The sequence below is a fragment of the Rhodococcus sp. 06-1474-1B genome (assembly GCF_002258885.1).
In the GTDB taxonomy this organism is placed as follows: Bacteria; Actinomycetota; Actinomycetes; order Mycobacteriales; family Mycobacteriaceae; genus Rhodococcoides; species Rhodococcoides fascians.
Window position 1 is genome coordinate 14520 of the sequence record NZ_NOYR01000018.1, and the last position, 26625, is coordinate 41144.

Annotated in this window: 27 protein-coding genes and 1 riboswitch; of the genes, 11 read left to right on the forward strand and 16 right to left on the reverse strand. The window is 64.2% G+C overall.

The annotated features are described in order from the left end of the window. Positions 1-36: 36 nt before the first annotated feature. Positions 37-864 (forward strand): shikimate 5-dehydrogenase, encoded by an 828-nt coding sequence (locus CH266_RS05120; RefSeq protein WP_094714883.1) that lies wholly within the window; start codon positions 37-39, stop codon positions 862-864. A gap of 1 nt (position 865) precedes the next feature. Here the strand turns inward: CH266_RS05120 and nagB are convergent, their stop codons facing one another. From nagB to CH266_RS05135, 3 genes are read right to left on the reverse strand one after another with little or no spacing between them, the layout of a single operon-like run. Next, positions 866-1660 (reverse strand): glucosamine-6-phosphate deaminase, encoded by a 795-nt coding sequence (gene nagB / locus CH266_RS05125; protein ID WP_094714884.1) that lies wholly within the window; start codon positions 1658-1660, stop codon positions 866-868. Then, on the reverse strand, positions 1661-2845 hold the full coding sequence (locus tag CH266_RS05130; protein ID WP_094714885.1) for an N-acetylglucosamine-6-phosphate deacetylase: 1185 nt from the start codon (positions 2843-2845) through the stop codon (positions 1661-1663). Continuing rightward, positions 2842-4089 carry a PTS transporter subunit EIIC gene (locus CH266_RS05135; RefSeq protein ID WP_032365561.1) on the reverse strand — a complete coding sequence of 416 codons (1248 nt, stop codon included), beginning with the start codon at positions 4087-4089 and terminating at the stop codon, positions 2842-2844. Before CH266_RS05135 ends, CH266_RS05130 begins: the two co-directional genes overlap by 4 nt. A 177-nt stretch (positions 4090-4266) precedes the next feature. On the opposite strand from CH266_RS05135, the gene CH266_RS05140 reads away from it, so the two are divergent. Both CH266_RS05140 and CH266_RS05145 read left to right on the forward strand, forming a co-directional pair. Next, positions 4267-4497 (forward strand): glucose PTS transporter subunit EIIB, encoded by a 231-nt coding sequence (locus tag CH266_RS05140; RefSeq protein WP_027497937.1) that lies wholly within the window; start codon positions 4267-4269, stop codon positions 4495-4497. After that, a complete protein-coding gene (locus tag CH266_RS05145) occupies positions 4494-4958 on the forward strand; it encodes a PTS sugar transporter subunit IIA (protein ID WP_094714886.1) in 465 nt (154 codons plus the stop codon). The genes CH266_RS05140 and CH266_RS05145 overlap by 4 nt, the downstream gene beginning before the upstream one ends. Before the next feature lie 2 nt (positions 4959-4960). Here CH266_RS05145 and CH266_RS05150 read toward each other — a convergent pair whose 3' ends face one another. Further along, a complete protein-coding gene (locus tag CH266_RS05150) occupies positions 4961-5707 on the reverse strand; it encodes a GntR family transcriptional regulator (protein ID WP_027497939.1) in 747 nt (248 codons plus the stop codon). Positions 5708-5880: 173 nt separating this feature from the next. Between CH266_RS05150 and CH266_RS05155 the strand changes: the two genes are divergently transcribed. After that, on the forward strand, positions 5881-6357 hold the full coding sequence (locus CH266_RS05155) for an acyl-CoA thioesterase (RefSeq protein WP_032373989.1): 477 nt from the start codon (positions 5881-5883) through the stop codon (positions 6355-6357). A gap of 2 nt (positions 6358-6359) precedes the next feature. Here CH266_RS05155 and CH266_RS05160 read toward each other — a convergent pair whose 3' ends face one another. Both CH266_RS05160 and CH266_RS05165 read right to left on the reverse strand, forming a co-directional pair. Further along, positions 6360-7385, reverse strand: coding sequence for a phosphotransferase family protein (locus CH266_RS05160; RefSeq protein WP_032373990.1), 1026 nt, complete (start codon positions 7383-7385; stop codon positions 6360-6362). Between the two features lie 107 nt (positions 7386-7492). Next, entirely contained in the window at positions 7493-7807 is a 315-nt protein-coding gene (locus CH266_RS05165; protein ID WP_141214498.1) for a hypothetical protein, read from the reverse strand. A 587-nt stretch (positions 7808-8394) separates the two neighbouring features. Here CH266_RS05165 and CH266_RS25140 point away from each other — a divergent pair. Beyond that, complete coding sequence (locus tag CH266_RS25140; protein WP_141214499.1) at positions 8395-9108, forward strand: hypothetical protein; 714 nt, start codon at positions 8395-8397, stop codon at positions 9106-9108. A gap of 37 nt (positions 9109-9145) precedes the next feature. Here the strand turns inward: CH266_RS25140 and CH266_RS05180 are convergent, their stop codons facing one another. Genes CH266_RS05180 through CH266_RS05190 form a run of 3 tightly spaced genes read right to left on the reverse strand, consistent with a single transcriptional unit; the run spans position 9146 to position 12008 of the window. Further along, positions 9146-10567, reverse strand: coding sequence for an NAD(P)(+) transhydrogenase (Re/Si-specific) subunit beta (locus tag CH266_RS05180; RefSeq protein ID WP_027497942.1), 1422 nt, complete (start codon positions 10565-10567; stop codon positions 9146-9148). Continuing rightward, positions 10567-10890: an NAD(P) transhydrogenase subunit alpha gene (locus CH266_RS05185; protein WP_027497943.1), complete on the reverse strand. Its 324-nt coding sequence runs from the start codon at positions 10888-10890 to the stop codon at positions 10567-10569. The genes CH266_RS05180 and CH266_RS05185 overlap by 1 nt, the downstream gene beginning before the upstream one ends. Next, a complete protein-coding gene (locus tag CH266_RS05190) occupies positions 10890-12008 on the reverse strand; it encodes an NAD(P) transhydrogenase subunit alpha (protein ID WP_094714889.1) in 1119 nt (372 codons plus the stop codon). The genes CH266_RS05185 and CH266_RS05190 overlap by 1 nt, the downstream gene beginning before the upstream one ends. Before the next feature lie 254 nt (positions 12009-12262). Between CH266_RS05190 and CH266_RS05195 the strand changes: the two genes are divergently transcribed. Both CH266_RS05195 and CH266_RS05200 read left to right on the forward strand, forming a co-directional pair. Further along, on the forward strand, positions 12263-12703 hold the full coding sequence (locus tag CH266_RS05195; RefSeq protein WP_032365556.1) for an HIT family protein: 441 nt from the start codon (positions 12263-12265) through the stop codon (positions 12701-12703). After that, positions 12700-13344, forward strand: coding sequence for a Type 1 glutamine amidotransferase-like domain-containing protein (locus CH266_RS05200; RefSeq protein WP_094714890.1), 645 nt, complete (start codon positions 12700-12702; stop codon positions 13342-13344). Before CH266_RS05195 ends, CH266_RS05200 begins: the two co-directional genes overlap by 4 nt. A 7-nt stretch (positions 13345-13351) precedes the next feature. Here the strand turns inward: CH266_RS05200 and CH266_RS05205 are convergent, their stop codons facing one another. Then, on the reverse strand, positions 13352-13663 hold the full coding sequence (locus tag CH266_RS05205) for a hypothetical protein (RefSeq protein WP_094652248.1): 312 nt from the start codon (positions 13661-13663) through the stop codon (positions 13352-13354). 232 nt (positions 13664-13895) lie between these two features. On the opposite strand from CH266_RS05205, the gene CH266_RS05210 reads away from it, so the two are divergent. Next, on the forward strand, positions 13896-15278 hold the full coding sequence (locus CH266_RS05210; protein WP_094714891.1) for an FAD-binding oxidoreductase: 1383 nt from the start codon (positions 13896-13898) through the stop codon (positions 15276-15278). Positions 15279-15381: 103 nt separating this feature from the next. Here CH266_RS05210 and CH266_RS05215 read toward each other — a convergent pair whose 3' ends face one another. The 6 genes from CH266_RS05215 to CH266_RS05240 all read right to left on the reverse strand — a co-directional run bounded on the left by CH266_RS05215 (position 15382) and on the right by CH266_RS05240 (position 23448). Continuing rightward, positions 15382-16686, reverse strand: a complete 1305-nt coding sequence (locus tag CH266_RS05215) for an aspartate aminotransferase family protein (protein ID WP_094714892.1) — start codon at positions 16684-16686, stop codon at positions 15382-15384. 74 nt (positions 16687-16760) lie between these two features. Then, the gene (locus CH266_RS05220; RefSeq protein ID WP_094714893.1) at positions 16761-17792 is read right to left on the reverse strand and encodes a TIGR03842 family LLM class F420-dependent oxidoreductase; all 1032 of its coding nucleotides are present in this window, start codon (positions 17790-17792) and stop codon (positions 16761-16763) included. A 2-nt stretch (positions 17793-17794) separates the two neighbouring features. Further along, the gene (gene hydA / locus CH266_RS05225; RefSeq protein WP_094621965.1) at positions 17795-19216 is read right to left on the reverse strand and encodes a dihydropyrimidinase; all 1422 of its coding nucleotides are present in this window, start codon (positions 19214-19216) and stop codon (positions 17795-17797) included. Continuing rightward, positions 19216-20055 (reverse strand): nitrilase-related carbon-nitrogen hydrolase, encoded by an 840-nt coding sequence (locus CH266_RS05230; protein WP_201011551.1) that lies wholly within the window; start codon positions 20053-20055, stop codon positions 19216-19218. Before CH266_RS05230 ends, hydA begins: the two co-directional genes overlap by 1 nt. Positions 20056-20165: 110 nt before the next feature. Next, on the reverse strand, positions 20166-21686 hold the full coding sequence (locus CH266_RS05235; RefSeq protein WP_032383715.1) for an ATP-dependent DNA ligase: 1521 nt from the start codon (positions 21684-21686) through the stop codon (positions 20166-20168). 196 nt (positions 21687-21882) lie between these two features. Next, the gene (locus tag CH266_RS05240) at positions 21883-23448 is read right to left on the reverse strand and encodes a carboxylesterase/lipase family protein (protein ID WP_032406313.1); all 1566 of its coding nucleotides are present in this window, start codon (positions 23446-23448) and stop codon (positions 21883-21885) included. Between the two features lie 101 nt (positions 23449-23549). Here CH266_RS05240 and CH266_RS25320 point away from each other — a divergent pair, with 101 nt between their 5' ends. The 3 genes from CH266_RS25320 (at position 23550) to CH266_RS05255 (ending at position 26607) form a co-directional block, all read left to right on the forward strand. Further along, positions 23550-24215, forward strand: a complete 666-nt coding sequence (locus CH266_RS25320) for a hypothetical protein (RefSeq protein ID WP_176457016.1) — start codon at positions 23550-23552, stop codon at positions 24213-24215. A 116-nt stretch (positions 24216-24331) separates the two neighbouring features. Then, the gene (locus CH266_RS05250; protein WP_027497956.1) at positions 24332-25729 is read left to right on the forward strand and encodes a sugar porter family MFS transporter; all 1398 of its coding nucleotides are present in this window, start codon (positions 24332-24334) and stop codon (positions 25727-25729) included. A 62-nt stretch (positions 25730-25791) separates the two neighbouring features. Then, a riboswitch (TPP riboswitch) is annotated at positions 25792-25891 on the forward strand. Then, the gene (locus tag CH266_RS05255; protein ID WP_032383717.1) at positions 25885-26607 is read left to right on the forward strand and encodes a TenA family protein; all 723 of its coding nucleotides are present in this window, start codon (positions 25885-25887) and stop codon (positions 26605-26607) included. It overlaps the preceding riboswitch by 7 nt. Positions 26608-26625: the final 18 nt, after the last annotated feature.

The following is a 26625-nucleotide window of genomic DNA, read 5'->3' on the forward strand; positions in this document are numbered from 1 at the left end:
TCCAGCGATGCGAACGCGGGCGGTAAAGTCTGGCCAATGGCAACGACGTCGTCGCGCAGCTTTTTCGACCGTGACACCCAGCTCTGCATGTCTCTGTCGGGAAGGCCGAGCAATATCGGAACCCGCTTCCACAACTACCTGTACGACGAACTGGGATTGAATTTCGTCTACAAGGCGTTCACCACCACCGATCTCGCGGCCGCGGTCGGTGGAGTCCGTGCACTCGGTATCAGGGGATGCGCGGTCTCCATGCCGTTCAAGGAGGACGTGATCGAGCTGGTCGACGTCATGCACGAATCTGCGAGCGCGATCGCATCGGTCAACACCATCGTCAACCAGGCGGGCGTGCTGCACGCCTACAACACCGATTACCAGGCTGTGGCCGATCTCCTCGCGTCGAGCGATATCTCGACCGATTGTTCGGTGGCCGTGACCGGCAGCGGCGGTATGGCCAAGGCAGTCGTTGCCGCACTGCGGGATTCGGGTTTCACCCGCGGCACCGTGGTTGCTCGCAACACGTCGACCGGTCCGGCTCTCGCCGAGGCGTACGGATACGGCTGGTCGGCCGAGTCCGTCGAAGCCGACTTGCTGGTGAACGTCACCCCGGTGGGAATGGCGGGCGGCCCCGCTGCCGATTCGACTCCCTTCACCGAGTCGCAGATCCATGCGGCACAGGCAGTGTTCGACGTGGTCGCGATGCCGTCGGAGACGCCGCTGATCACCGCGGCGCGTGCGGCGAACAAACCGGTGGTCACCGGCGCTCAGGTCATTGCCCTGCAGGCAGCAGAACAGTTCGTTCTCTACACCGGAGTTCGCCCGTCCGACGATCAGATCCAGCGGGCGTCGGAATTCTCCCGTCGCTGACTCACAGGCGTTGCCACGCGGGCTTGTTCGCGTAGGCGTGGCGGTAGTAGTCCGTGAGAGCGAGGGACGCAGCAGCCGCCTCGTCCACCAGTACCGTCACGTGTGGATGCCACTGAATCGCGGACGCAGGACAGCGTGCCGACAACGGCCCCTCGACGGCCGCGGCCACCGCGTCTGCCTTGGATTCTCCGGTAGCGATGAGCACGAGATGACGCGCCTCGTCGATGGTGCCGAGGCCTTGCGTCAGCACGTGGTGCGGCACCTCCTCCGGCGAGGGGAAGAAGCGCGCATTGTCGACCCGAGTCTGTTCGGTGAGCGTCTTGACCCGGGTTCTCGACCGAAGTGACGATCCGGGCTCGTTGAAGCCGATGTGTCCGTCGGTGCCGATGCCGAGAATCTGCACATCGATACCACCGGCCTCCCCGATCGCGGCGTCGTATCGTCGCGCTTCGGCAGCGATGTCGACGGCTTCACCGTCCGGCGAGAACACCGCGGAATCGTCCAGGTCGACGAGGTCCACGAAGTTCTCGCGAATGAACGAAAAATACGACTGCTCAGCAGCTCTGGGTAGCCCTATGTATTCGTCGAGCAGAAACGCTCGACACCCAGCGAAGGACAGCCCTTCCTCGCGATGTCGGCGGGCCAGCTCGCGATACGTGCCGACGGGACTCGACCCGGTCGCCAACCCGAGGACGGGGCCCGATCCCGGGACCGAGTCGGTTCGCACGACGTGCTCGACGATGTCGGCCGCGGTTCGGTCCACGTCGGTACCTGTGGGGAGTACGACGATCTCCATCTAACTTTCCTCCTCGATCGCGCGTCCGCCGCGAATGACCTGCACCGGCTCGAAGGATGCGTCGACCACCAACACGTCCGCTCTCGATCCGGCTGCGAGAGAACCGGTTTCGGCCCCGATCCCGATCAGCGCTGCCGGGGTGGTTGCCGCGGCACGCACTGCGTCGAGCAACGGCACACCGGCGTCGAGCACTGCGCGGCGTACCAGGTCGAGCACACTCGACGTGCCGCCCGCGATCGGGGCCGTCTCGGGATCGTTCTCCCGCGACAGGCGGGCGACCGAATCGTGCACGGTGACATCCAGCGGCCCGAGCCGGTAGCGGCCGTCGGCCATTCCCGCTGCGGCCATCGCGTCGGACACCAACGCGATGTTCCCACCGCCGATGAGATCGAACACCGCTCGCACGGTCTCGTCGGCGAGATGTACTCCGTCGCCGATCAATTCGAGCACCATCGACCCTCGCGCCGCGGCGGCCAAGCACTCGCTGACCGGTCCCGGCGACCGATGATGCCAGGTGGGCATCCCGTTGAACAGGTGGGTGGCACCGATGGCACCCTCTCCGAGGGCTTCGATTGCGCTGCGAGTGGTGCGTGCGTCGGCGTCGGTGTGCCCGATGCTGGGGACGATGCCGTTCTCTCGCAACATGTGTCCAACGGCCGTGAAGCCGTCGACTTCGGGAGCAAGTGTCATCGACCGTACCGATCCACGCCCGGCGTCGATGATGTCTGCCAGCAGACCGGTGTCGCCGCCACGGAGTGACGCGGGGTCCTGCGCTCCGCAGCGGGCAACAGACAGGAACGGCCCTTCGAGGTGGACCCCGGCGATGTCCCCCGACTCGTACAGATCGGCGAGCATCGACGTCTGGTCGACCAGTCGCACAGGGGATGCCGACACCAGCGATGCGAGCATCGTGGTGGTGCCGCGGCCGCGGTGGTGCCGTACCGCGGTCATCAGATCGGCACGGGCAGAATCCGGGAACGACGCCCCGCCGCCGCCGTGGCAGTGCACGTCGACCAGCCCCGGCAGGATGGTCGAGTTCGATTGCGGTGGGGCCTCGTCGGGCCACGCCGACACCGGACCCACCCAGGAGATTCGATCGCCGGACAACGCCACGACGGCATCCTCGATGACCGCGTCGGGTGTGACGACCCGCCCCCGGAGCGCCGTCGTGATGGATTCGCTCATGCCCGGTCGGGTTCGAGCACCGCGTCGTCCTCGCGGCCGGGGGTGCGCAGGTTCCACTTCTTGATGACGAAGCTGAACAGGAAGTAGTAGATCACCGCATACACCAGGCCGATAGGAATGAGAAGCCATGCCTTCGTGGCGATTCCGTAGTTCAACAGATAGTCGATACCGCCGGCAGAGAAGAAGAAGCCGTCATGGATTCCCAGGGCATTGGTCAGTGCCATGGAGGTTCCGGTCAGCACGGCGTGGATGATGTAGAGCGGCCAGGCGACGAACATGAACGAGTACTCGAGCGGTTCGGTGATGCCGGTGACGAACGCAGTCAGACCGGTGGACAACATGATTCCGCCGACGATCTTCTTCTGCGACGGCTTGGCGTTGCGATAGATCGCGAATGCAGCGGCAGGCAGAGCGAACATCATGATGGGGAAGAAGCCGGTCATGAAGACTCCCGCGGACGGATCCCCGGCGAAGAATCGGTTGAGATCGCCACGCACCAATTGACCACTCGCGTCCTGATAATCGCCGACGAGGAACCAGACGACCGAATTGAGAATGTGGTGCAGTCCCGTCGGAATCAGCATGCGATTGGCGAAACCGTAGATTCCGCTACCCACCACACTGTGGTCGGCAACGGTGTTTCCGACCCAGTTCAGTGCGCTGTAGAAGAGCGGGTAGACGAACGACATGACGACGGCGACGACGAGGCCGGTGACAGCGGTCAGGATGGGAACCAGACGTCGTCCGCTGAAGAAGCCGAGGTAATCCGGCAGTTTCTGACGGTAGAACCGCTGCCACAGAATGGCGGAGAGCAAGCCGATGACGATGCCGGCCAACACGCCGTAGTCGATCACGGCCGGATCGCCGTTCGCGTCGACTTTGCCTTCCAGTACCACCGGTGACATCGCGGTGAAGACACCGTTCATCACCATGTAGCCGACGACGGCGGCGAGGGCGGTCGAGCCGTCCGACTTCTTGGCCCAGCCGATGGCGATGCCCACGGCGAAGATCAAGGGCAACCAGGTGAAGACCGCCTGTCCTGCAGCGGAGATGACGGCCGCCGCGGTGCCCAGAGCACTGAATCTGCCGAGGAGGTCGTCCTGGCCCAGCCGCAACAGGATTCCCGCCGCGGGAAGAACCGCGATGGGCAGCATGAGACTGCGCCCGAATCGCTGCAACCCGGCGAGAGATCTGGATTCCTTCTTCGGTTCGGCTTCGGCCGAGTCCGTCTTCTTCAGGGTCATGGCGACCTTCTCTTCGAGGCTGGTCCGGCAAGGGAGTTCTACTGTTGTGACCGGATGACATCAGGGGTACTGTCCGGTCATTACCAGTTGTAGTTTGGCCAGGTGACGACCACATGTCAACCCGGAGATGTGACTTCGCCGACACCACTGCACACGAGACGAAAGCGGGAACAGAACATGGCCAAGGCGGACGCGATCGTGAAGGGCCTCGGCGGTGCCGACAACATCGTCGAGATCGAAGCGTGTATCACCCGGCTCCGTACCGAGGTCAAGGACGGGTCGCTGGTGGACGAGGCTGCGCTCAAGGCAGCCGGTGCGCACGGAGTGTTCCACAAGGGGACAGCCGTGCAGGTCATCGTCGGCCCGGAGGCCGACACCCTCGCCGAGGACATCGGCGACATTCTGTGAGCGGGACCTCGACGATCTCCAGTCCTGTTGCCGGCCAGGTCATCTCGCTCGCCGACGTCCCCGACCCGGTCTTCTCTTCGCAGATGGTGGGCTCCGGGGTCGCCGTGCGCCCGGCGGCCGGTAGCGGGCCCGTCGAGGTGCGGTCTCCGGTAGCCGGCAAGATCCTCAAACTCCACCCACATGCGTTCGTCGTGTTCACCGACGACAAGGCGGGAGTGCTGGTGCACATCGGCATCGACACCGTGAAGATGAAGGGCGAGGGTTTCGAACTCGTTGCAGCAGAGGGCGATCGGGTCCAGTCCGGCGATCTCGTGATCACCTACGACCCTGCGGCGATCGCGGAGGCCGGATACTCCGACGTGATTCCCGTGGTCCTGATGGACTCCGAGCCCGATGCCGTCACGAGCGCGGCCGTCGGAACCTCGGTGGCACAGGGTGACTCGCTGTTCGTGTTGCCCTGAGCCTAGCGGCGCTGCGTGGTGCGCCGCTCCCCCTGCACCTCCATCGAGAGTTGGTACCGGTCGCACCGGTACCAACTCTCCGTGTGCTCGATCGGTTCGTCGCCGCTGAACGACACTCGGTCGAAGTACAGCACCGGTGCGCCGCGTTTGGTCCCCAGCAGCGTGGAGGTGTCACTGTCGGCGGCTGTCGCTTTGACGGTCTGCTCTGCTCGATCGATGGTCAGGCCGTAGTGGTTGCGCACGGCCTCGTACACCGACTGACTCAGATCGTGGTCGATCAGCCCCGGAAGGAGTTCGGCCCGGTACCACCCGTCGTCGACACTGACCGGCTCGGCATCGGCCAGCCGTAGCCGTTTGATGTGGTACGTCCGATCACCGTCGACCAGGCCCAGAGCACGAATCGTTGCTGCCGAGGGCTTTTCGAGTCGCGCGAACAGGACCACCGTCGTCGGCGTCAGCCCCTGGGCACGCATCTCCTCGGAGAACGACGCCAGGTGCAACCGCGACTGCACGGTACGAGAAGCAACGAACGTCCCTTTACCACGTACCCGAACCAGATGTCCGTCGTTGACGAGCTGCCCTATCGCCTCGCGTACCGTGATGCGACTGACGCCGTAGTCCTCCATCAACCGACGCTCGCTCGGCATCAGATCCCCCGGCGAAAGCTCCTTGGTGCAGCGGTGCAACAGAATTGCGCGTAGCTGTTCGTGCTTCGGGATCTGACTGTCCCTCAGGTGTACGGGCATCACCACTGCGCCGGCCTTTCGATCACTCGCAGAACCAGCGGTACGGACTGGTCCGGTCCAACCAAAGACTACGTCACGACGGCGATACCGAGGAAGCATTCGCCCGGACTCAGCTCTCCTATGCCTCGAATCCGGTCGCGTTTGTTGCCGACGTGACGACGGGTTAGCGTCGTGCCATGACGGAGTCGCCGAAGGACAGCGTGGAATTGTCGAATGCGTCGGATTTCCCGGCGCTGTGGCCGGTGTCGACCCGATGGGACGACAACGACCACTACGGCCACGTCAACAACGTGACGTATTACGCATACTTCGACACCGCGGTGAACGGGTGGCTCATGGAAACGACGGGTGTGGACATCAGGACTCTGCCCGCGATCGGCGTCGTGGCCGAAACCTCGTGCCGCTATCTGTCCGAGCTCAGTTTTCCCGATCGCCTTCAGGTCGGTCTGGCGGTGGCGAAGCTGGGCACCCGCAGCATCGTCTACTCGCTTGCCTTGTTCCGAGAAGCCGAGGACGACGCACTGACATTGGCCGCTCGGGGACGGTTCGTTCACGTCTACGTCGACGCGAACTCCCGCCGGCCCGTCCCCATTCCCTCCGAAATCGAAACCGCGGCACGTACTTTGGTGATCGGAACGTCAGTAGACGCCTGAATCTAGAGCCCGATTTCGTCGGCGCGCTGCAGCGCTCGGGTGACGATGTCGTCGATCAGCGTGGTGGTCGGCGCGCCGCCTACGGCGCGGTTGCGTGAATCGGCTTCCATCCGGCGCATGACGCCTTCGGCGATGATCGACAACTTCCACAGCGCCAGCACTTCCCAGAATCCGGCATCGGTCACATCGCGGCCCGTGTTGTGCGCGTAGGACTCGACCAGCTCCGCCCGGGTAGGGAAACCGGGCAGAGTCGATGCCATGAAAGGACCGGCAACCCCGTCGTCCGCCTGAGGCCAGTAGGCGAGCAGACCACCCAGATCCGCCAACGGGTCCCCGAGCGTGCACAACTCCCAGTCGACGACGGCAACCACGCGGCCGTCGTTTCGAGCGGTGATGACGTTGCTCAGATGGAAGTCGCCGTGAACCAGCGTCACCTCGTGCTGCTCGGGGATCTTGGCCGTCAATCGTGCTGCGAGCGAGTCGATTCCAGGAACCTCCCGGGTTCGGGAGGAGTCCCACTGCGTGGTCCACCGCGCGATCTGACGCGCAGCGTAGGGCTTGCGGCCGGCGAGGTCGGCAAGACCCGACGACTCGAGGTCGACACGGTGTATGTCGGACAACGCCGCGGTCAGACCGAGTCCGACACGTCGACGCTGATCGGGGTCCAACTGTTCGGCAGCCGACACCGAGTCGACGACGACCCCGTCGACGAAACTCATCAGGACCAACGGGACCTCGGAAATGGCTGGATCTTGCGTGATCGCAATCATTTTCGGCACAGGGACCGGCGAATTCTGCAGACCGGAGAGAATCCGGTGCTCGCGCACGACGTCGTGAGCCGACGCCAACAATTTGCCCAACGGCGGCCGGCGAAGGACCCACGCACTGCCACCGGCGTCGCGAACCGCATACGTGAGGTTGGACTGGCCGTTACCGATGCGCTGAAACGAGAGCGGCGATGTTGCGCCTATCCCCAACTCCGCGATCCACGTCGACACTGCATCTTCGTCCAAGCCCACCACGCCCATACAAAACCCTCACTTCGTTGTGCGGCACCGTTGCCGACGGACATCACCGGTTCGGGTGATCGTAACGAAGCGGTGCCAACGGATGCCGGTGGCACAAGCACAGACGGTCAGCTGGCGCGACCGAACGCGGAGATCAGCGCCGGAGTAGCAACGGCAGCGGCCTCGTGCCGCTTGACAGCAATTTCGTCGATTTCGCCGACGAGCAGTGCGGTCATCGACTCGGGCTCAGCACACCAGACGGACGAGATGTTGTGCACCTCCGCGGGTGCGAACAGTCCACTGGTGGACAGCGCGTCGATCCATTCGGCAACAGCATCGGCCGTGGGCTCCGGCATCACCGTACGGTCCAGCGAGTCCGCTTGGAACTCGTTGCAAAAGAACGCGCGGACCATATCGAGCTGCCCCTGCGACATTGTGGTCATGTTCTTCTCCTTCGAGTTTCCGACTTCTGTTGGTGCCGAATGCCCGTTCACGAGTTGCGATGAGCCGACCAGACCGTGTTCAGATCGTTACCAACTTGGCCGTAACGGGGGAATACGGTTTTCCGATGCGGCTGAAACTACGCCCTTTTCGACGGTCTCGCCCAGGGTGAACTGGACTATGTGACCATAGTCACACAGATCGGCCCATCCGATCAACGACTTGCAACGAATTCATAGTTCGCATTTCAAAATACTGTGACAGGAGACAAACTCCGCGCAAAAGTCCAGGTAGGCGAGGTGCGACACTCGAGCGCAACTACGCAGAGCCGCAGTCGAGTAGCCTCTTCTACACCGCACTGGACCGCACACTCCGACCGATCGGTTGGTTGCAGGGTGGAATTCTACTTTCGGTTCGGTTTTTCGGCTGTTTGCAGACTCCAGGAATTTGACAGATCGCCATTACTCGGTTGCGGCTACAACAAGGAATCGACGCTTCTTCGTCGTGATCCGACCGTTACCGCAGATGCTCAGCCGGCTCCCACGATGCTCACACCTCACGCTCAGCCGACTGCGGCAGTCTGGCGTCCATGCGATCACCGAGTCTCGACAGCGGACCGATCCGGTCACCCCGTGGAGCCGGCACCGAGAGCCGTTCGGCGAACACGAGCGAGCGAGCGCACCGACGGGCGATCCGCACCCGGCTGACGGTGTCGGGCCTCTGCGCGGCGCTCTTGTCGGTACTACTGATGTGGGTGCCGAACATGGCACCGGTGTGGCCCGTCTCTACGAGCCCGGCTGCCGCCCTGGCCTCGCGAGCACTGAGCACTATCGACGTCACCGCAGTGCTGACCGTCCTCGCCGCCCTCACCGTTGTCGCCCTGGTCCGAAAACTGCCGTATGGCATCGGAGTGGTGATTGCCTGCGTCGTCGGCGCGGAAGTGACCACAGCTCTGGTGCGTCACCTCGCGGCGTCGTCGACAACGGCCACCGACCTTCCGAGCGGGCAGCTCGTCGCTGTCACAGCGCTCGTGGGGGCCGCGTCGATGGTGGCATCGGCCACGTGGCGGCCGATGATCCTCGGGCTCGGAACCGTCGCCGCCCTCGCTGTCGGAGCGGCACAACTGGTCGTCGGGTCCGTCTCCCCCGTCGGGATTGTCAGCGCACTGCTGATCACGGGCGTGTGGTGGCCGGCGTGCTCGGTGGTGATGCTCTTCTCACCCGCAGCCGCTGCCCGCGAGGCTCGAAACCCGTTCGATACCGCTGCCCTCGTAGCCCAACGCAGAATGGGACGCTTCCGTTGACACGGAAGCGTCCCATCCGGGCCGAGAAGGCGACCGACTAGAGGGCCTTGAGCTCCTCGGTCACCTCGGACACCGACTTCTTTGCGTCGCCGAACAGCATCGACGTGCCTTCCGCGAAGAACAATGGGTTCTCGATTCCGGCGAAGCCGGACGACATCGACCGCTTGAGGACGATGACCGACTTCGACTGATCGACGTTGAGAATCGGCATCCCGTGAATCGGGCTCGACGGATCGTTGCGCGCCGCCGGGTTGGTCACGTCGTTCGCTCCGATGACCAACGTGACGTCGGTGCGAGAGAACTCGTCGTTGATATCGTCCATTTCCTTCATCGCGTCGTACGCGACGTCGGCCTCGGCGAGCAGCACGTTCATATGTCCCGGCATGCGACCGGCGACGGGGTGAATGGCGTACTTGACCTCCACGCCCTTGGACTCCAGCAACTTGGCCATGTCCTTGACGGCATGCTGTGCCTGAGCGACGGCAAGGCCGTAGCCGGGCACGACGATGACCTGGTTGGCGTAGGCCATCTGGATCGCTGCGTCTGCCGCCGAGGTCGCCTTGGCGGTTCCCCCGCCTGCACCGGCCGGGCCTGCAGCCGCGTCGCCGCCGCCGAATCCACCTGCGACGATCGCCGGAATGGACCTGTTCATGGCCTTGGCCATGAGGTTGGTCAAGATCGTGCCGGACGCGCCGACGATCATGCCCGCCACGATCATCGCGGTGTTGTTGAGCGCCAGACCCGCAGCCGCAGCAGACAGACCGGTCAGAGCATTGAGCAGCGAAATGACGACCGGCATGTCCGCGCCGCCGATCGGCAATACCACCGTGAGACCGAGGATGCCTGCCAGTACGAGAACCGCGACGATCCACCACTGCGACACGCCGCCGCCCGGAGTGGCGTTGATGCCGATGACCACTGCAGCGGCCACAGCGCCGATCAGCAGCAGAGCGTTGAGCGGCTGCTGCAACTTACCGATGGTGATCGGCGAGCCGGGCAGAGTTTCCTGCAGCTTCAAAAAGGCGATGAGCGAGCCCCAGAACGAGATGGAACCGATGATCGCCGCGAAGAGTGAGCCGATGACGATGTGGACCGTCGGCGACTCTCCGTGGTTGAAGTTCGAGAATCCGGACGTGTCGAGGAACTCGGCCCACGCGATCAGTGCGACCGTGCCACCGCCGACGCCGTTGAACAGAGCCACCAGCTGCGGCATCGCCGTCATCTTCACCCGTCGCGCAGGCGGGATTCCCAGCGCGACGCCGACGACGAGTCCGACGATGATCAGGATCCAGTTACCGGTGTCGCGAATGGATATCAGCGTGGCCACCACGGCGATGAACATGCCGACGGCGGCGATCTGGTTGCCCCGCACGGCTGTCTTCGGTCCGGTCAGACCCATCAGACCGTAGATGAACATGCCGAAGGCGACGATGTAGAGAATGTTGACGAGATTGTCCATCAGGAGTCAGCACCCTTCGAGGTCTTGGCGGGCACCGGCTTGGACTTGAACATGCCGAGCATGCGGTCGGTGACCACGAAGCCACCGATGACGTTGACGGTTCCGAACACCAGCGCGACGAACAGGATGACCTGCAGTCCGATGGACGGGTCGTGCACCTTTCCGAGGACGACCAACGCGCCCAACACGACGATGCCGTGGATGGCGTTGGTTCCCGACATCAGCGGGGTGTGCAAGGTGTTCGGCACCTTGGAGATCACCGCGAAACCGACGAACCCGGACAACACCAGGATCGCGATGTTCGCGAGAAGCGGGGTGTACATCAGTTCTCCTTCTCACGTGTCACGCAGGCGCCGGCGAGCACTTCGTCCGAGAAATCCGGAGCGAGTGCGCCGTCGACCAGCATGAGCTCGAGCAAAGCCGAGATGTTCTTCGAGTACAGCTCGCTGGCGTGCTCGGGCATCGTGGCAGGCAGGTTCAACGGCGAGCAGATGGTGACGTCGTGCTTGACGACGGTCTGGCCGGGCTCGGTGAGTTCGCAGTTTCCGCCGGTCTCACCGGCCAGGTCGACCACGACGCTGCCGGGCTTCATACCCTCGACTGCGGCGGCCGTCACCAGACGCGGTGCGGGACGGCCAGGCACCAACGCCGTGGTGATCACGACGTCGAATCCCTTGATGGCCTCTTCCAGGGCACGCTGCTGCTGGACGCGTTCGTCCTCGGTCAGCTCACGCGCGTACCCGCCTTCGCCGGCAGCATCGATCCCCAGATCGAGCCACTGCGCGCCGACGGAACGGACCTGGTCGGCTACCTCCGGTCGCACGTCGTAGCCGGTGGGTCGACCACCGAGACGCTTCGCGGTGGCCAGGGCTTGCAGGCCTGCCACACCGACACCGAGAACGAGCACGGTCGCCGGCTTGACCGTTCCGGCGGCGGTGGTCAGCATCGGGAAGAACCTCGTGGACTCCGACGCGGCCAACAGAACGGCCTTGTACCCGGCGACGTTCGCCTGAGAAGACAAGGCGTCCATCACCTGAGCGCGGGAGATACGCAGAATGGCTTCGACCGCGAACGCCTGTACTCCGGCGGCCTTCAGCGCGCCGATGCTGTTCTCGGCATTGCGTGGGGCGAGGAATCCGATGAGCGTCGAGCCCGACTTCAGCCTCAAGATCTCTGCGTCGGTGGGCGGTGCGACCTTGACCACGACCTCCGAGCCCCAGGGATCGCCGATCGTGGCCCCGGCTGCGACATAGAGCTCGTCCGGGATCAGAGCGCCGAGTCCGGCACCCGATTCCACGACGACCTCGACACCCTTGCCCGTGAGCGCGGCAACGATCTTCGGGACCAGAGCGACACGTCGCTCACCTTCCCCCGATTCGCGGACCACACCGACGACCGTCGTGGATCCCGAACCCTTTTCAGTGCTCTGCGATGTATCCAAATCTCCGTCTTCCTGCGTTGAATGGTGCCCACCGATCGGCCAATGGCTCGAAATCTGCGACGAGTGGACGAACCCATGCGACAAGGCACGAGGTTCCTGATAGTAGCCACAGGTAATGGAGCGCGGGTAACCCAGAACACAGTCCGATTCGTTCTGAATCGAGTCCGTTTCGACATTTCGCGACTACAGGGCGAGCAATTGTGATGCACGCCATACAGGTCTATCCGTGATGATCGGACCTTACAGTGACAATCGTGGAATCTTGCATCTTCTGTGCCATCGTCGCCGGCGACGCACCTGCCCACCGCGTGTTCGAGAACGAGCACACCGTCGCCTTTCTCGATATTCGACCGATCAGCAGGGGCCATGTTCTGGTGGTTCCGCGCGAGCATTCCGCAGACCTGACCTCCACCGGACCGGACACAGCTGCCGAGGTTTTCCGCGTCGGGCACACGCTGGCGCGCGCAGTGCGCGAGTCCGACCTCCGCGCCGACGGTGCAAACCTGGTGATCAACGACGGCGTCGCCGCATTCCAAACCGTCTTTCACCTGCATCTGCACGTGGTGCCGCGCTGGGACCGCGACCGACTGAAGTTCGCGGCGGGGTTCGTCACCCGTCGCCTGCGTGAACCCGAACGGGTGGCCGAGGCAATTCGATCCGGAATGGCCAGGGTCGCCGGGGAGCAGACCTCGTGAGGTTGTTCTTGTCTTCGTATCGATTCGGCGGCCATTCCGACGAGTTCGCCCGCCTCACCGGCCCGCCCGCCGATCTCGCGGTCATCGCCAATGCGGCCGATGCCTGGCCCGCCACCGCCCGCGAATCCTCGCTCCGCAGCGAGTTCGGACCCCTGCGCGCGTTGGGATACCGGCCGTCGGAGTTGGATCTGCGCCATTTCGCCGGGAGACCGGCCGCATTCGAGCGCGCCCTGGCAGCGTTCGACGCAGTCTGGGTCCGCGGTGGCAACACGTTCGTGTTGCGCGCTCAGATGGCTCGTTCCGGTGCGGACGAGGTCATCCGTAGGCGCGTGCGGGCCGACACCATCGCCTACGGCGGGTACAGCGCGGGAGCGTGCGTCGCTGCGCCGTCGCTGGCCGGAGTCGAGGATGCCGACGACCCCAACGAGGTACGGCCGATCGCAGGCATCGATCCGGTGTGGAGCGGGCTCGGTCTCGTCGACTTCTCCGTCGTCCCGCATCTCGATTCCGTACTGGACGAGCAGGATTCGGGATGGGCGACGCTGCGCCGTCTGCGACGCGAGGGAATCGAAACTCACGGACTGACCGACAGCCAGGCAATCGTGGTCGACGACTCCGGGACGACAATTCTGGGTGCGTGATCCGTGATCAGCCCAGGCGAGCGAGCGGCGCGAGCCGGTCGAGAGACGACCACGCGAGAGAGCAACGGCGAGCAGTCATTTCGTCGGCGTCGAGGACGAGCATGTCGAACAGTCGGCGGGGTGCTGTACGCCACGAGTCGGCGATGGCCGCGACGGTCGCGCTCTCGAACATCCCGGATTTCAGCAACGCGTGCACCCACTCGTCGACCTCGCCGCGGTGAATGCGCTCGATGGTGTCGTATTCGACTCCGCCCCCGAGGAATTCGTACGAGAACATCGCCGCCACATAGTTCCAGGAGTCACTTCCGGGATCGATCATCGTGCAGCCTCCTTGTCGACCCGCACCGCATGGGGTGCGAGATGCGCTGCGCTGGACGCTAGCGCTGCGAACTACAACATTGCGTGTCGACGACGCATCGATCTGGTAACGCCTGAGGCTGGTGTTACTGATGTGACTCGGACAATCCCAGCGGCGTCCTCGTTCACGCCCCACTGCGAGTCGTGACAGACTCGAGTGGCGACGGTCACATGTACGACGTGAGGAGAACCGGATGTCGGTGACTACCGATGCAGATGCCCACCTGAGCGAGCTCGAAGCGCTGCTTCCCGCCGGTGCCGTGGTCACCGACCCCGACATCACCGAGGGATACCGACGCGACTGGGCCAAGGACCCCGACGCGGGTACCCCATTGGCCGTGGTCCGCGCGCAGTCCACCGACGACGTCAGAGCCGTCATGCGGTGGGCCACCGAACACGCGGTGGCGGTCGTCCCGCGCGGGGCCGGCTCGGGCCTGTCCGGTGGTGCCACGGCCGTCGACGGCGGGATAGTGCTCACCACCGAGCTGATGCGCGAGATCACCGTCGATCCGGTGACCCGCATAGCCGTCGTACAACCCGGACTGCTCAACGCCGAAGTCAAGAAGGCAGTCGCCGAACACGGTCTGTGGTACCCACCGGATCCGTCGTCGTTCGAGATGTGCTCCATCGGCGGCAATGCGGCCACCAATGCCGGCGGGCTGTGCTGCGTGAAGTACGGCGTCACCACCGATTACGTTCTCGGACTCGAGGTCGTCCTCGCCGACGGTACTGCCGTCCGACTCGGCGGACCACGCCTGAAAGACGTTGCCGGACTGTCCCTTGCAAAGCTCTTCGTGGGATCCGAGGGCACCCTGGGCATCATCACCGAGATCACTCTTCGATTGATCCCGGCCCAACCTCCGGCCAGCACCGTGGTTGCCTCGTTCGCCTCCGTGCACGATGCGACGACTGCCATTCTGGCCATCACCCGTACCTTGCGGCCGTCGATGCTCGAGTTCATGGACCGTGCGTCCACCGGTGCCGTCGAAGATGCCATGAACATGGGACTCGACCGCGAGGCAGCTGCGATGCTCATCGCTCGGTCCGACTCCCCCGGTGCCGATCGAGGGCGAGAGATCGACATCATGGCCGCAGCGTGCACCGAGGCCGGTGCCTCGGATGTCTTCACCACCGACGACCCCGACGAGGGTGAGGCCTTCGCTGCCGCACGTCGATTCGCCATTCCGGCGGTCGAACGACTCGGCAGCCTGCTGCTCGAGGATGTCGGTGTTCCGCTGCCTGCCCTCCCGGCTCTCGTCGACGGGATCGCCGAACTGTCGAAGAAATACGACGTGCTGGTCGCCGTCATCGCGCACGCGGGCGACGGCAACACCCACCCGCTCATCGTGTTCGATCCCGAGGACGCCGACATGACCCGTCGGGCCAACGTCGCATTCGGAGCCATCATGGATCTGGCAATTTCGTTGGGCGGCACCATCACCGGGGAACACGGCGTCGGTCGCCTCAAGAAGGCCTGGCTACCCGATCAAGTCGGCGAAGACGTCATGGAACTGACCCGGCGAATCAAGACCGCTCTCGATCCGGCCGGAATCCTCAACCCCGGTGCTGTGCTCTGATCAGAGCGGCTGACGCCGCACGTGCGTGCAGTGTTTTCGGGTCGTTCCGCAGGCTCCACTCCTGCCTCGTAGTCTGGGGCGAGTTTCCGCGCACGACCCCGAGTCAGACGGTGAACCCGTCCGCCACCGTCAATACCTCGTCGAGGATTTCCAGTCCCTGACGAATCTCGTCCTCGGTCGTCGTCAGTGGCGGTGCGATCTGCAGACGGTTGCCTGCGACGAAGGGCCACAGACCCCGTGACTTCGCCGCGGCGGTCACGCTGCCCATCGCCGCCGCGTCCTTGCCCGACGCGGCGAAGGGCACCAGCGGCTCCCGCGTCGTGCCGTCCTTGACCAGCTCGACGGCCCAGAAGAATCCCTTGCCGCGCACCTCACCGACGCTCGGATGCGATTCGGCCAGCTTGGACAGGCCCGCACCGAGTACGTCCTCGCCGACGTGACGCACGTGAGGAAGGATCTTGTCGCGCTCGAACACCCCGATGGATGCGACGCCCGCGGCACACCCGAGGACGTGACCGGAGTAGGTCAAGCCGCCCGGATACGGCTTGTGGTCGAACTGCGAGGCGATCTTCTCCGAGATCACGACCCCGCCGAGGGGCACGTATCCGGAGTTGACGCCCTTGGCGAAGGTGATCAGATCCGGTGTCACATCCCAGGCCTGGCACGCGAACCATTCGCCGATTCGCCCGAACCCGACCATCACTTCGTCGGCGATGTAGACGATCCCGTACTTGTCGCACAGTGCCCGAACGCCGGCCAGATATCCGGGCGGCGGGATCAGCACACCGTTGGTACCGACGACCGATTCCAGGATCAGTCCGGCGATGTTCTGCGCGCCTTCGAGCACGATGACCTGTTCGAGGTGTGCCAGCGCTGCGGCTGTCTCGTCCTCGGGAGTCGTTGTGCCCCAGGGCGACCGGTACGGGTACGGCCCGAAGAAGCGTACGACGTCGACGTTGGTCGGCTCGGTACCCCATCGCCGCGGCTCGCCGGTGAGACCGATAGCGACTCCGGTTCCGCCGTGGTACGAGCGGTAGGCGGCAAGCATCTTCGTGCGTCCGGTGTGCTGGCGCGCCAGCCTCACCGCGTGCTCGACGGCTTCGGCACCGCCCGTCGTGAAGAACACCCGGTTCAGATCACCCGGAGCGCGTTCGGCGATCAGAGCAGCGAGTTCACTGCGCTTGTTGTTGGCCACGGTCGGAGAGATGGTCGTCAGAACCTGGGCCTGTTCGACGATGGCGGCCACCACGTCGGGGTGTTGATGCCCGAGATTGACGTTGACCAACTGGGACGAGAAGTCCAGGTACCGATTGCCCTTGTCGTCCCAGAACCACGACCCCTCGGCACCCTCGACGGTGATCGGGTTCAGTTCGGCCTGCGCCGACCAGGAGTAGAACACGTGATCCATCTACTTGCCGCCTTTCTTCGGTGTGACACTCACCGGAGCGTACGACTGGCCGACGGCAACAGTCCCGTCGCCCGTCACGACGTAGCCGTCACTGATGTGCGAATCTGCGGAATGATGCTCTCTCCGTACGCTTCGAGCGTCGCTGCCTTGGCGTCGTGCTGCAGGTACACCGAGAACTGGTCGACGCCGAGTGTCTCCAGCGCCTTCAGCTTGACGATGTGATCGGCCGGGGTACCGAGCAGGCAGAACCTGTCGATCACCTCGTCCGGAACGAATTCTGCGTGCGAGTTTCCGGCTCGACCGTGCTCGTTGTAGTCGTACCCTTTGCGCGCCGCGATGTAGTCGGTGAGTGCCTGCGGAACACCGCCGCCGTCACCGCCGTAGCGTGCGACGATATCGGCGACGTGATTGCCGACCATTCCACCGAACCAACGACATTGGTCGCGGGCATGTTCGAGACCGGCCTCGGTACCGTCGGTGACGTAGGCGGGAGCTGCCACGCAGATCGAGATCGAATCCGGATCTCGGCCCGCCTGCTCGGCCGCCGCGCGCACTCGGCCGATCGTCCACGCAGCAATGTCCGGATCTGCCAATTGCAGAATGAATCCGTCCGCTACCTGCCCGGTGAGCTCGAGGGCTTTCGGTCCGTACGCCGCGACCCACACCTCCAGCGTCGAGTGCTCCGCCCACGGAAACTGCACCGTCGTCTCACCCACCCGAGCGCTACGCCCGTTGGCCAAACTTCGGATCACCTCGATCGAGTCCCGAAGCGAGGCAAGTGTTGTCGGCTTCCCTCCGAGGGCGCGGACCGCGGAATCACCCCGACCGATGCCGCAGACGGTTCGATTGCCGAACATGTCGTTGAGTGTCGCGAACGTCGACGCCGTCACGGTCCAATCGCGGGTAGCCGGATTGGTGACCATCGGACCCACGGTCACACGCCTGGTCGCGGCCAGAATCTGACTGTAGATGACGTACGGTTCCTGCCACAGCAGATGCGAATCGAACGTCCATACGTGCGAAAACCCATGCGTCTCGGCCTGTCTGGCCAGATCGATCACCCGCGACGCCGGCGGATTGCACTGCAGCACCACCCCGATGTCCATGCTCAGATCAGATTCTGTGACAGGTCGCGGCGAACGAAGCGGCCGTGTCCCGCGGTGCCGGAATAGGATCCACTGTCGACGATGACGCGCCCGCGAGACATCACGGTGTCCACTTGGCCGTCGATCTCGAAACCCTCGTACGCCGAGTAGTCCATGTTCATGTGGTGAGTCTTCTCGACCCCGATGCTGGTGTGCCCGTTCGGGTCGTAGATCACGATGTCGGCATCTGCTCCCGGGCTGATGACGCCCTTTCTCGGATACATACCGAACATCCGGGCCGGGGTGGTGCAACAGACGTCGACCCACTTCTCGAGGGTGATCTTGCCGCTCTTGACCCCCTGGAACATCAAGTCGATGCGATGTTCCACCGAACCGATTCCGTTGGGAATCTTGGAGAAATCGCCGATTCCCATTTCTTTCTGGTCCTTCATGCAGAACGGGCAATGGTCGGTACTGACGGTTGCCACGTCACCGGTGCGCAGGTAGCGCCACAGTTCGTCCTGATGGCCCTCGGCCCGCGACCGCAGGGGCGTCGAGCAGACCCATTTGGCCCCCTCGAAGCCGGGTGCACCGAGTTGTTCTTCGAGCGAGAGATAGAGGTACTGCGGACACGTCTCGGCAAACACGTTCTGCCCGTTGCCCCGAGCCTGCGCAATCTGTTCGAGAGCCTGCTTTGCCGATACGTGCACGACGTACAGCGGCGCTCCGGTGACGTCGGCCAGCATGATCGCCCGATGCGTCGCCTCTTCCTCCAGCTGCCACGGACGCGATGTCCCGTGGAAGTACGGGGCCGTGTCGCCGCGTGCGATGGACTGGGCCACGAGGACATCGATGGCAATCCCGTTCTCCGCGTGCATCATCAACAGCGCACCCGTTTCCGCCGCCGACTGCATGGCGCGCAGAATCTTGCCGTCGTCGGAGTAGAAGACCCCCGGATACGCCATGAAGAGTTTGAAGCTGGTGACACCCTCGGAGACCAACTCGCTCATGGCTTTCAGCGAATCATCGGTGACGTCGCCGATGATCTGATGAAACCCGTAATCGATCGCGCACCGCCCGGCGGCCTTGTCGTGCCACTGCGCCAGAGTGTCCTGGACGCGTTGGCCGGGAGTCTGGATGGCGAAATCCACGATGGTCGTCGTACCACCCCACGCCGCTGCGCGAGTTCCGGTTTCGAAGGTATCGGAGGCGAACGTGCCCCCGAACGGCATCTCCATGTGCGTGTGTCCGTCCACGCCGCCCGGAATCACGTACTTCCCGGTGGCATCGATGACGACGTCCGCCGATGTCTTCAGATCTGCGGCCAAGGACACCGAGCCGGGTGCCAGCACTGCGACGATGGTCTCACCGTCGATGAGCACATCCAGTTCCTGTGCGCCGGTGGTGGATACGACAGTGCCGCCGTGCACGAAGGTGGTGGCCATCAGGGTTGCACCAGTGGGCCGTAGGCGTCGGGTCTACGGTCGCGGTAGAACGCCCATCGGTCACGGACCACTTTGATCAGGTCCATGTCCAGGTCCCGAACGACGATCTCGGACTTGGAATCCGACGCCACCTCGCCGACGAATTTGCCCTCGGGATCGACGAAATAGCTGGTGCCGTAGAAATCGTCGTCGCCGTACTCGGATTCGATTCCGACGCGGTTGATCGCACCCACGTAGTACTCGTTCGCGACGGCCGAGGCCGGTTGCTCGAGTTTCCACAGATAATTCGACAGACCCCGTGAGGTTGCCGAGGGATTGAAGACGATCTCGGCACCGGCAAGTCCGAGAGCACGCCAGCCTTCGGGAAAATGCCGGTCGTAACAGATGTAGACGCCGATGCGGCCGACGGCGGTATCGAACACCGGCCACCCCAGGTTGCCGGGACGGAAATAGAACTTCTCCCAGAATCCGTTGACGTGGGGAATGTGATGCTTGCGGTATTTACCGAGATACGTGCCGTCCGCGTCGACCACGGCCGCGGTGTTGTAGAGCAACCCGGGCTGCTCCTGCTCGTAGACGGGCAGGATCATGACGATCCCGAGCTCTTTCGCCAACGCCGCGAACCGGTCGACCGTAGGGCCCGGTACGGATTCGGCGTACTCGTAGAACTTCGCATCCTGGAGCTGGCAGAAGTACGGACCGTAGAAAAGCTCTTGAAAGCAGACAACTTTCGCGCCCTGCTCGGCGGCTGACCGAGCGAACCCCTCGTGTGCCTCGATCATCGATTCTTTGTCACCGGTCCACGTGCTCTGGACCAACGCAGCTCGAACTGTGGACATCATCGGCACTCCATCTCTCGCTGGCTTGCACCCTCAAGGTATTTTGCGCCGTGTTACGGGATCGTTCGTCCGGTTTCGTATGTATTAATCGTGCACAGTTCTCGGCGAACTCACGAGTTCGAGTTGGGCAACAACGCTCGGACGGCATCGATGGTGTCCGCGGTGGCAAGGTTCTTGTCCGGTCGGTATCGCAACACTCGGGCGAAACGCAGCGCTACCCCGCCCGGATAGCGCGAGCTGACCTGCACTCCGTCGAGTTCGATTTCGACTATCAACTCGGGCCGCAGGTACACGGTGTGCTGATCTCGCTCGCGTTCGTGCTTCGGGAATTCCTCCGTCTGCCACTGCAGCAGCACATCGGTCAAGCCTTTGAACGTCTTGCCGACCATGATCGGTTCGCCGCCGTCGGGATCGCGGGCCCCCAGATGCAGGTTGGACAGAAAGCCCGTCCGTCGGCCGTATCCCCACTCCGCGCCGAGAACAACGAGATCGAGAGTGTGTTCGGGTTTGACCTTCTGCCAACTCTTTCCGCGCCGGCCTGCCGCATACGGGGCGCTCAGGGCCTTGAGCATGACTCCCTCGTGCCCGGCATCGAGCGCAGCATCGAAGTGGGCAGCCGCCCCGTCGGCGTCGGGCCGTACGGCACTCGGAATCCGATGTCCCGGCGCCACCTTGTCGAGCGCTGCGAGACGCTCTTCGAGTGGAGCGTCGAGCAGATCGACGCCGTCGAGATGCAGACAGTCGAAGAAGTAGGGCTGCAGCAACAATTCGTGTGCGCTCTCGGCACCGAACCGGCTCATCGTCTCCTGGAACGGACGCGGCCTGCCACTGTCGTCCAGTGCGAGTGTTTCGCCATCGAGGACCACCGACTCGCAGGGAAGTGCACGGACCAGTTCCACCAGCTCGGGCACACCGGCGGTGATGTCGCGCAGGGTGCGGGTGTAGATGCTCACGTCGGATCCCGAGCGATGCACCTGAATTCGGGCACCGTCCAGCTTGTACTCGACCGTCACGTCCCCCGCCAGCTGCTCCCAGGCACCCCGAAGAGACTCCGCCGGCGACGCCAGCATCGGGCGAACCGGCCGACCGACTTCGAGTCGAAAGGCGTTCAATGCCTCGACACCACCGGTCATGGCGGCGACGGCAGTGGCAGACAATCGACCGGACAGCATGAACGCGCGCCGCACCGACGCCTGCGGCAGAGCTGTGGCAGCGGCGACAGCGTCGACCATGATGCCCTCGAGCGCACCTTGCCTCAGCTCGCCCGTGACCAACCTGATGACGAACGCACGCTCGTCGGCAGTGGTCCGCGAGAACAAGTCCAGCAGCAGGGCAGAACGTCGCGCAGCCGAACCAGCGCCCGACGTCGCCGCCACCTCGGACAACTTCTCGTCCACCTCGGCAACGGTCAGCGTCGACTCCGATGCGGACGGGACATCCAGATCTGCGAGTGTGCGCCAGCCGACCCCGATTCGCCCCTGTGGCAATTCGCCCGACAACCACGACACCGCCGGCGCGATATCAGCCGCCTGAGCCTCGGACAGCACAGCACCGAGCACCTCGATCTTGACCTTGCGCGAACGCGTCGCGGCCACGGCCCGAGAGGTTTCGACAATCCTGGACATCAGCACTCATCGAACATAACCGCACCCACCGACTGGCCTACCCAACCGGGTCATTCCGCAGGCTCCACTCCTGCCTGACATTCAATTGTTACCGCTGTGACTCCAGCGGCCGGTGTTCTTGCTGTTACGTTCGATGTATGCCTGTGACGTCCCGAGCAGGAGTGAAGCCTGCGGAACGACCCGGCGGCCGGCCGGCGACGGGTCAGCTGAATCCCACCACCCGGTCGCCCCAGGCAGCGCGCATGTCTCCGTCGGGATCGTCGACGAGAGTGTCGGACGTATCGATCACCAGAGTCCATCGATTCTTCTCGGTGTACGGGGCCCAGTGCTTGGACGCGTCCAGCGCGGCCGGTACTCCGTACCGCGCGAAGGCCAGCCACCGCCGCTGCATCCGGGCCGACACCGCCATCGCCGGTTTCCGACCCCCCAGCCAGAAGGTGGGATCTCGGTTGAGAGTTCCGAAATTGCCGAACACGTACGGCAGTTCGGTCGCGTGGCCGGCCCCTACTCGCGCGGCCTTGAGCATCGGCGTCGCGTGATCGAAACGGTACATCCAGGTCGGCGAATGTCTACTGTGCCCGTCGGCGATCCACAGACTCGGCATGACGAAGCCTGCATCACGCGAGATCGCCTGCGCCCCAGCGGGTTTGTTCCTGTCCGGGTAGGCGGCCATGATCTCCGCGATGCGCGAGGCGGGCATGTCCGCGTGATCGTGCGCGATGGCCCGGAACATCTCCGAGACGGTGTCGGACGTGATCGGCATCAACGGGGACTTCATGAACCGGAAGATCGAGGGCTCGTCGTGGTTGGTGCCGATGATCAACGGAATTCTGTGCGAGAGACCTTTTTGAAAGGCCGCGACCGGGTAACGGGGCACGATGTCTCCGTCGACGACGGGCGAAAGTCCCAGTGTCCCAGGCACTGTGGTCGGAATCTCGTAGCAGAGGGTGTCCCCCGCGGTGACCAGTCTGCTGAAGTGCATCTCGAGCAACTCGCCGACGTCGTCGCGGTCGACCCCCACGAGCTCGAGGAACCGGGCGGCCACCGCAGCGCCGCGTTCGGGACCGTACACGGACGTGGCCGGGGCACTTTGCACGATCGCTCGATGGAAGAGCCCCTCGGCCTTGGGCGAGGTCATCAGAGTGGTAACCGACGCGCCCCCGGAGGACTCGCCGAAGACGGTGATCTCGTCGGGGTCCCCACCGAAGGCGGAGATGCACTCCCGGACCCAGTGCAGCGCCGCAATCTGGTCGCGCAAGCCGAGATTGGTCTCGAAGACGTGCTCGTCGGTGGAGAAGGACGACAGATCGAGAAAGCCGAATGCGCCGAGACGAAAGTTGATCGAGACCACGACCACGTCGCCGTTCTCGCTCAGATGTCGCCCGTCGTACACCTGTTGCGCGGACGAACCGAGCGAATACGCGCCGCCGTGGATCCACACCAGCACCGGACGCAGTTCGCCGTCCGGCCGTGGTGCCCACACGTTGAGCGACAGGCAATCCTCGGAGATCGACAACGACGGATCGATCGGGACCGGGCTGTCGCGGCCCTGCGGTGCCATCGCACCGAAGTGCAGACCGTCGAGCACGCCGTTCCACGGCTGCAGGGGACGCGGTGCTCGAAACCGCAACTCACCCACCGGCGGCGTCGCGTACGGAATACCCCTCCAGGCGACGGTCGGCGATGCATCGCCCGCAACCGGGTAGCCGAGAACGTCGCCGTACGGCGTGCTCACACGCACGGTGGAGTCGGACGTGGTGTCGTCCATCGCACCTCCCTTCGGGTCGTTGCTCAACGTACCAACTCCATCCCCGACGCCGGCCTCCTCGAAACCCCCGGCAGCGCTCCCATCGAACCGAGGAACGAGTCATGAAGAGAATTGGATCCGCCCTGGCGGCGGTCGTCGGAGTGTGCCTGTTGTCTGCCTGCGGTTCGGGCGGCGGAGGTGACGGACCCATGGCGACGGTCATCACCGACCGCCCTCAGCCGATCACCGCGGTTCCGACCACCGACCGTGGCCTGCCGTCGAGCAGTGTGCCTGCCAAGCCGTCCTCCACGACACCGTCCTCCACGACACCGTCCAGCACCACGAAGACCACGCCGAGTGCGGCTGCCCAGCAAGCGAACCCGACGCAATACGCGGGCAAGGCTCCGGGCTGGTACTACTTCACGAGCCCCAGCGGCAAGTTCGAGTGCGGTATAGCCGTACAAGAGACGTCGATCGCCGGTTGCCACGGCTCGCTGCCCGACTCGGCCCCCGAGGTGACCGACAGTGCATCCTCCGACCGGGTGAAACCCAATTCCGTGCAGATCATCGCCGGCTCCCCCGCGAAGTTCGAGAGCCTGGGCGATCCCAAGTTCCACCGATTCGACGGACCCGCGGCGGCACTCCCGTACGGCGAAGAACTCACCGTCGCGGGTAGTGGATCCACCAACGGGCTTCGATGCAGCGTCGACGAGCAGACCGGAGTCACCTGCACCGATCAGGTCGGCCACGGTTTCACCGTCTCGGACGACGATTTCGACCTTCGCTGACGGCGTCGTTCGCGCGGCGAAAGACCAGGCGTAATGTCCCAGGACGGTACGACAATCCCTGCCGTACGGTCTCCCCAGCGGCCGGCGCCCGCGCGCGGCCAGAAGGTGCATCACACATGAATCAGACCTCGGACCGTCACACAGCGAAGGTCATCGGCGTCAGCGTCGCCGCCGCTGTAGGCGGCTTCCTGTTCGGCTTCGACAGTTCGGTCATCAACGGAGCTGTCGATTCGATCGAAGACCACTTCTCTCTCGGCTCGTTCACCACCGGCTTCGTGGTTGCGATCGCCCTGATCGGCTGCGCGATCGGTGCCTGGTTCGCCGGTAGCCTCGCCGATCGCTGGGGCCGCAAGAAGGTGATGCTGCTCGGCTCGGCCCTGTTCGTCATTTCCTCGGTCGGCTCCGGGCTCGCGTTCAGCGTTCCCGATCTCATGCTCTGGCGTGTGCTCGGCGGTCTCGGCATCGGCATCGCGTCGGTCATCGCACCGGCCTACATCGCCGAAATCGCGCCCGCCAAATGGCGTGGCGCGCTGGCCTCGCTGCAGCAATTGGCGATCACCATCGGTATCTTCGCTGCCCTACTGTCCGACGCCCTTCTCGCGGGTGCGGCCGACGGAGCCTCCAACGACCTGTGGTTCGGTGTCGAGGCGTGGCGCTGGATGTTCCTCGTCGGTGTGGTCCCCGCTCTGGTCTACGGAATCCTGGCCACCCTGATCCCGGAGTCACCCCGCTACCTGGTGGGTCAGCATCTGGACGAGGAAGCCGCCGCGGTTCTGGCGAACATCACCGGCGAGCTGCATCCCGACGAGCGAGTGCACGAGATCAGGCTGACGCTGCGCAAGGAGGCCCGATCGTCGTTCGCCGACATCCGTGGCCCCAAGTTCGGTCTGCAGCCGATCGTCTGGGTGGGCATCACGATGGCCGTCCTGCAACAGCTGGTCGGCATCAATGCGATCTTCTACTACTCGACGACGCTGTGGCGGTCGGTCGGGTTCACCGAGGACCAGTCGTTCACCACCTCGGTCATCACCGCGGTCATCAACGTGGCCATGACGTTCGTGGCGATTCTGTTCGTCGATCGCATCGGCAGGCGCAAGCTGCTGATGGCGGGGTCCATCGGAATGTTCGTCGGACTCGTCATGGCATCCGTCGCCTTCTCGCAGGCGACCGGCAGCGGCGACGAGGTCAGTCTGCCGTCGCCGTGGGGTGCGATCGCGTTGGTCGGGGCGAATCTGTTCGTCATCTTCTTCGCATCGACCTGGGGACCGATCATGTGGGTCATGCTCGGCGAGATGTTCCCCAACCGGATGCGCGCCATGGCTCTCGGCATCGGTACGGCTGCGAACTGGATCGCCAACTTCGCTGTCACGCTTGCTTTCCCACCACTGACGTCGTCCGTCGGACTGTGGGTCATCTACGCCGGCTTCGCGCTCTTCGCTGCGCTGTCGTTCCTCTTCGTCAAGTCCAACATCCGCGAGACCAAGGGCATGGAGCTCGAGGACATGCTGGGCTAGACCCAGGCCGAGGTGAAGGGGCAGTAACACCGGCACATCGTGACCGGTGTTACTGTCACTGACGTTCTGACACGGGGTGTGTCCGCCGATGCGGATGCTGAGATCAAACCCGCCGAACCTGATGCAGGTAATACTGACGAAGGGATGTCAAGGCGATGACGCCTGTTGTATCTGCGGACCCGGTCCGCTTCACCGATCGACTCTGGGACGCATCCGCGCACATCAGACGCGCGATCGACGATCTCGAATTTCTCTGCCTACTCGGTGCGGGAACCCTTCCACTCGACGCGTTCCGTCGATATCTGGAACAGGATTCGCTGTATCTCGGTGGCTACGTGAAGTCGCTGTCCCTGCTGGCAGCGCACGCGCCGACACCGGTGGCCGGAGCCTTCTGGGCCGGCGCTGCAGCGAGTGCGATGGACGAGGCCGCCTCGCACGAGGCCATGCTCACCGGAGACGTTCTCCCGCCCTCCGCCGAGACGCCGACGCCTTCACCGGCATGCCTCGGCTACACCTCCTACCTGACGGCCGTCGCCGCGACCGAGCCGTATCCCGTTGCGGCGGCTGCTGTTCTGCCGTGCTTCTGGATCTACGCCGACGTCGGCCGCTCGCTCGCCGGAGCGGCGAAAGCCGTGCTGGCACGCGATCCCGGTCATCCCTACGCACAGTGGGTGGCCAACTACGACGCACCCGAATTCCATGCCATCGTCGATGCCGCAAAGGGCTTCGTCGACGACGCGGCCGACTCTGCGACGGAACTGCAGCGTGAGCAGATGATCGACGCCTTCGTCGTTGCGTCGAGGTACGAATTGATGTTCTGGGACAGCGCATTACACCCCACTCCGTGGCCATCGACCGAGAGCGCGGTGCACGCATGAGAACGTCTCGATTGCTCA